Origin of the sequence: Rhodopseudomonas sp. B29 (genome assembly GCF_000333455.1) — a bacterium.
Taxonomy (GTDB): domain Bacteria; phylum Pseudomonadota; class Alphaproteobacteria; order Rhizobiales; family Xanthobacteraceae; genus Rhodopseudomonas.
On the sequence record NZ_BADD01000350.1, the window covers coordinates 1 to 4969 of the forward strand.

Genomic DNA, 4969 nt, shown 5'->3' on the forward strand with positions numbered 1-4969 from the left:
TCATATCTCCCGAAACGCGACCGTGGTCAGATCGCCGCGCCTCATGCTTTCCATCACTGAAATCTGCCAGTTCCAACATGCCTTCAAGGACGATTTCACTCTCGGGATCAGCGTTGATCGCCTGGCAAGCTCGCTTGATCTCAGCCTTATATTCCGGAGAGTTGTAGTCTTCCGGAACCCAGATCGTAACCGGCTTCAGTCCCATCGCCTTCATCTTGTCGCGGTGGCGGCGGACGCGCTCGGCGCTGGCGCTGCGCGGCTTGGCGGCACGCTCGGCCTTAGCGATGCCGCGCTTGCCGGTGGCCGGCTTGTCGACCTTCTTGTCCATGTGAAGCCTCCTGAAAGAAGCGTTACATGTAACGCAACATAGGCCTCGGACGGGCAAGCTGCAAGCCGGCGCCGAAGCGCCGGCCGCCTAGCATCACTTCGCCCGTAGCACCTCGACGCCCGGCAGCGGCTTGCCTTCCATCCACTCGAGGAAGGCACCGCCGGCGGTGGAGATGTAGGTGAAGTCGTCGACGACGTGGGCGTGGTTGAGCGCTGCCACCGTGTCACCGCCACCGGCGACCGAGATCAGCTTGCCGGCCTTGGTGCGCTTGGCGGCATGCTTGGCGGCTTCCACCGTGCCCTTGTCGAACGGCGTCAGTTCAAACGCGCCGACCGGGCCGTTCCACACCAGCGTAGCGGCATCGTCGATCGCGGCGTGGATGCGCTCGATCGAGCGCGGACCGACGTCGAGGATCATGGCCTCGGCCGGGATCGCATCGAGCCCGTAGGCGAACGACGGCGCATTGGCCTCGAAGTGATACGCCACGGTGGCATCGACCGGCAGGATGATGGCGCAGTTGGCGGCCTCGGCCTTGTCGAGGATGCGTAGCGCGGTTGGGGCCAGGTCCTTCTCGCACAGCGACTTGCCGACCTTGACGCCCTGCGCATGCAGGAAGGTGTTGGCCATTCCGCCGCCGATCACCAGCGCCTGCACCTTGGTAACGAGGTTTTCGAGCAGGTCGATTTTGCTCGACACTTTGGCGCCGCCGACGATCGCGATCACCGGCTTGGTCGGGGCCTCCAGCGCCTTATTCAGCGCGACGAGTTCGGCCTGCATCGTGCGGCCCGCATAGGCCGGCAGCTTGTGGCCGAGGCCCTCGGTCGTCGCATGGGCGCGGTGCGCCGCCGAGAAAGCGTCGTTGACCCAGATATCACCGAGCTCGGCGAGCTTGGCGACGAACGCCGGATCGTTCTTTTCTTCTTCCGGGTGGAAGCGGGTGTTCTCCAGGCACAGGATATCGCCGTCCTTCATGGCGGCGATCGCCTTGGCGGCCGGTTCGCCGACGCAGTCGTCGGCAAACGCCACCGGCTTCTTGATCACCTCGGCGAGCGCAGCGGCGACCGGCTTCAGCGAATTCTTGTCGTCGCGTCCCTTCGGCCGGCCGAAATGCGCCAGCAGGATCACCTTGCCGCCCTTGCCGGCGATCTCGGTGATGGTCGGCGCTACGCGCTCGAGCCGGGTGGCGTCGGTCACCTTGCCGGCTTCCATCGGCACGTTGAGATCGACACGTAGCAGGACGCGTTTGCCCTTCACATCGACGTCGTCGAGAGTGCGGAATGATTTGGTCATGATGAACCCTGTGCGTGGGGCCCATCCTTCGAGACGCCTCGCTGCGCTCGGCTCCTCAGGATGAGGGGGTTTAAGAAAGCGGCGCGGAAAGCAAGCTTCCCGCGCCCTGTCATTCTCCTCATGGTGAGGGACGGGCGATACCCGCGTCCTAAACCATCAGGCAACGCGTAGTTAGTTGGTTAGATCAGCTTGCCCATCGCCACGGCGGTGTCGCCCATGCGGTTGGAGAAGCCCCACTCGTTGTCGTACCACGACATCACGCGCACCAAGGTGCCGTTCTGCACCTTGGTCTGGTCCATGTGGAAGGTGGACGAGTGCGGATCGTGGTTGAAGTCGATCGAGACGTTCGGCGCGTTGGTGTAGCCGAGGATGCCCTTGAGCTGCTGATCGGCAGCGCGCTTCATCGCCTCGTTGATCTCTTCCTTGGTGGTGGCCTTCTTGGCGACGATCTTGAGATCGACCACCGAGACGTTCGGGGTCGGCACGCGGATCGCGACGCCGTCGAGCTTGCCCTTCAGCTCCGGCAGCACCAGGCCGATCGCCTTGGCGGCGCCGGTCGAGGTCGGGATCATCGACATCGCCGCAGCGCGGCCGCGGTAGAGATCCTTGTGCATCGTGTCGAGCGTCGGCTGGTCACCGGTGTAGGCGTGGATCGTGGTCATGAAGCCGGTTTCGATGCCGACGGTGTCGTTCAGCACCTTGGCGACCGGGGCCAGGCAGTTCGTGGTGCACGAACCGTTCGACACCACCATGTGGTCCTTGGTCAGCGTCTCGTGGTTGACGCCATAGACGATGGTCGCATCCGCGCCATCCGACGGGGCCGAGACGAGCACGCGCTTGGCGCCGGCGGTCAGCAGCGCGGCGGCCTTGTCGCGCGCGGTGAAGATGCCGGTGCATTCCAGCGCGATGTCGACGCCGAGATCCTTGTAGGGCAGTGCCGACGGATCCTTGATGGCCGTCACCTTGATCTTGCCGCGGCCGGCGTCGATCGTGTCGCCGTCGACCTTCACTTCGTGCGGAAAGCGGCCGTGGACGGAGTCGAAGCGCAGCAGATGGGCATTGGTCTCGACCGGGCCGAGGTCGTTGATAGCGACCACTTCGATGTCCTTGCGGCCGGATTCGTAAATCGCCCGCAACACGTTACGGCCGATGCGCCCAAACCCATTGATCGCGACCCGAACTGCCATCCACATTCTCCTCGGCTAATGATTGTCACTTGTTTGTGCCGGGCATGCCCGGGACTTGGGCGATTTCATGCCCTGAATGCACAGAGGTTGCAATCCGCTCCTAGGCGGATGTGCCATGACAGTTAGCGGCCGAGCCGCTGCCGCGCGGCTTCGACGACGGCCTCGGCGGTGATGCCGAAGTGCTTGTACAGGTCCTTGGCCGGAGCGCTGGCACCGAAGCTCTTCATGCCGACGAAACCGCCTTCATGGCCAATCACCGCATCCCAGCCCCAACGCACCGCGGCCTCGACCGCGACCCGGACCGGCGTATCGCCGATGATCCGGGCGCGGGTTGCGTCGTCCTGCTGCAGCAGCAGTTCGAGTGACGGCACCGAGACGACGCGGGCTGCGACGTTTTGTACCGTCAGCAGTTTCTGCGCCGCGACGGCGATCTCGACTTCCGAGCCGGTGGCAAAGATCGTCACTTCGGCCTTGCCTTCGGCTGGCACCAGTTCGTAACCGCCGGTGGCACACAGGTTGGCATCCGACGTGGCGGTGCGGACCGGCTGCAGATTCTGCCGCGACAGCGCCAGCACGGTCGGACCATCGGTCCGCTCCAGCGCCAGCTGCCAGCATTCGGCGGTCTCGACCGCGTCGGCGGGCCGGAACACCCGCATGTTGGGCATCGCGCGCAGCGCCGCCAGATGTTCGACCGGCTGATGCGTCGGGCCGTCTTCGCCGAGGCCGATCGAGTCGTGTGTCATGATGTAGACCACGGGCACATGCGACAGCGCCGCCACGCGCATCGACGGGCGCGCGTAGTCGGTGAAGCACAGGAAGGTGCCGCCGGCCGGCGCGAAGCCGCCGTGCATGGCGATCCCGTTCATCGCCGCCGCCATGCCCATTTCGCGAATGCCGTAGTGGATGTAGCGGCCGGAGAAGTCGTCCGGCGTGACGTCCTTGGCCTGCTTGACGCGCGTGTTGTTGGACGGCGTCAGGTCGGCGGAGCCGAGCAGCAGCTCCGGTACTACCGGCGACAGCGCTTCCAGCGCGAGTTCGCTGGCCTTGCGGGTGGCGATGGTCTGGGGCTCGGTGACGAGCTGATTCTTCAGCTTGCGGATGGCCTCGTCGAGCGCGGCCGGGCGCTTGCGGTCGATCACCCGGCGCTGGAATTCGCCGCGCTTGTCGGCCGGCAGCGCCTCGAAGCGGCTCCGCCAATCGGCGCGTGCCGAGGCGCCCTGCTTGCCGACATTGCGCCACGCGGTCAGCACGTCGTCCGGAATTTCGAACGGGCCGTAGTCCCAGCCCAGCGCCTTCTTGGCGCCGGCGAGTTCCTCGGCGCCGAGCGGCTCGCCATGCGCCTTGGAAGTGCCGGCCTTCTTGGGCGCGCCGAAACCAATCGTCGTTTTGCAGGCGATCATGGTCGGACGGTCGGAGGCCTGCGCCTTGCGGATCGCATCGGCGATGGCCTTGGGGTCGTGGCCGTCGATGTGGAAGGCATTCCAGCCGTGCGCCTTGAAGCGCGCGACCTGGTCGACATTGTCGGTCAGCGTCAGCGGGCCGTCGATCGAGATGCCGTTGTCGTCGTAGAGGAAAATCAGCTTGTTGAGCTTGAGGTGGCCCGCCAGCGCCAGTGCCTCGTGGCTGACGCCTTCCATCAGGTCGCCGTCCGAGCACAGCACGTAGGTGTAGTGATCGACGATCTCGCCGAACTCGGCGGCGAGCAGCCGCTCCGCCAACGCGGTGCCGACTGATGACGCCACGCCCTGACCGAGCGGACCGGTGGTGGTTTCGACCGACGAAGTGATGCAGTTTTCCGGGTGGCCCGGCGTCTTGCTGTCGAGCTGGCGGAAGTTCTTGATCTGGTCGAGCGTCATCTCTTCGTTGCCGGTCAGATACAGCAATGCATAGAGCAGCATCGAACCGTGGCCGGCGGAGAGGATGAAGCGGTCGCGATCCGGCCAATGCGGGTCGGCGGCGTCGAATTTGAGAAATTGCGACCACAGCACCGCGGCGACATCGGCGGCGCCCATCGGCAGGCCGGGATGGCCGGATTTGGCCTTCTCGACGGCGTCCATTGCCAGGGCCCGGATTGCGTTTGCCATTCGGGAGTGATCGACCTGCGCCATGATTATACCGCCTGGTGAATATGTGCCGCCGCCTCGCGGGTGCGAAACGGCCTGCC

Annotated in this window: 4 protein-coding genes; all 4 read right to left on the reverse strand. The window is 65.1% G+C overall.

Features of this window, described 5'->3' with window-relative positions:
- Window positions 1–328, reverse strand: a 328-nt coding sequence (locus I5M_RS12660) for an antitoxin MazE family protein (protein WP_022721740.1), incomplete at its 3' end; no start/stop codon positions are given.
- A gap of 93 nt (window positions 329–421) precedes the next feature.
- The gene (locus tag I5M_RS12665) at window positions 422–1618 is read right to left on the reverse strand and encodes a phosphoglycerate kinase (protein WP_022721741.1); all 1197 of its coding nucleotides are present in this window, start codon (window positions 1616–1618) and stop codon (window positions 422–424) included.
- A gap of 179 nt (window positions 1619–1797) precedes the next feature.
- Window positions 1798–2805, reverse strand: coding sequence for a type I glyceraldehyde-3-phosphate dehydrogenase (gap, locus tag I5M_RS12670; protein ID WP_031336207.1), 1008 nt, complete (start codon window positions 2803–2805; stop codon window positions 1798–1800).
- Between the two features lie 122 nt (window positions 2806–2927).
- Window positions 2928–4913, reverse strand: a complete 1986-nt coding sequence (tkt, locus tag I5M_RS12675; RefSeq protein WP_022721743.1) for a transketolase — start codon at window positions 4911–4913, stop codon at window positions 2928–2930.
- Between the last annotated feature and the right edge of the window lie 56 nt (window positions 4914–4969).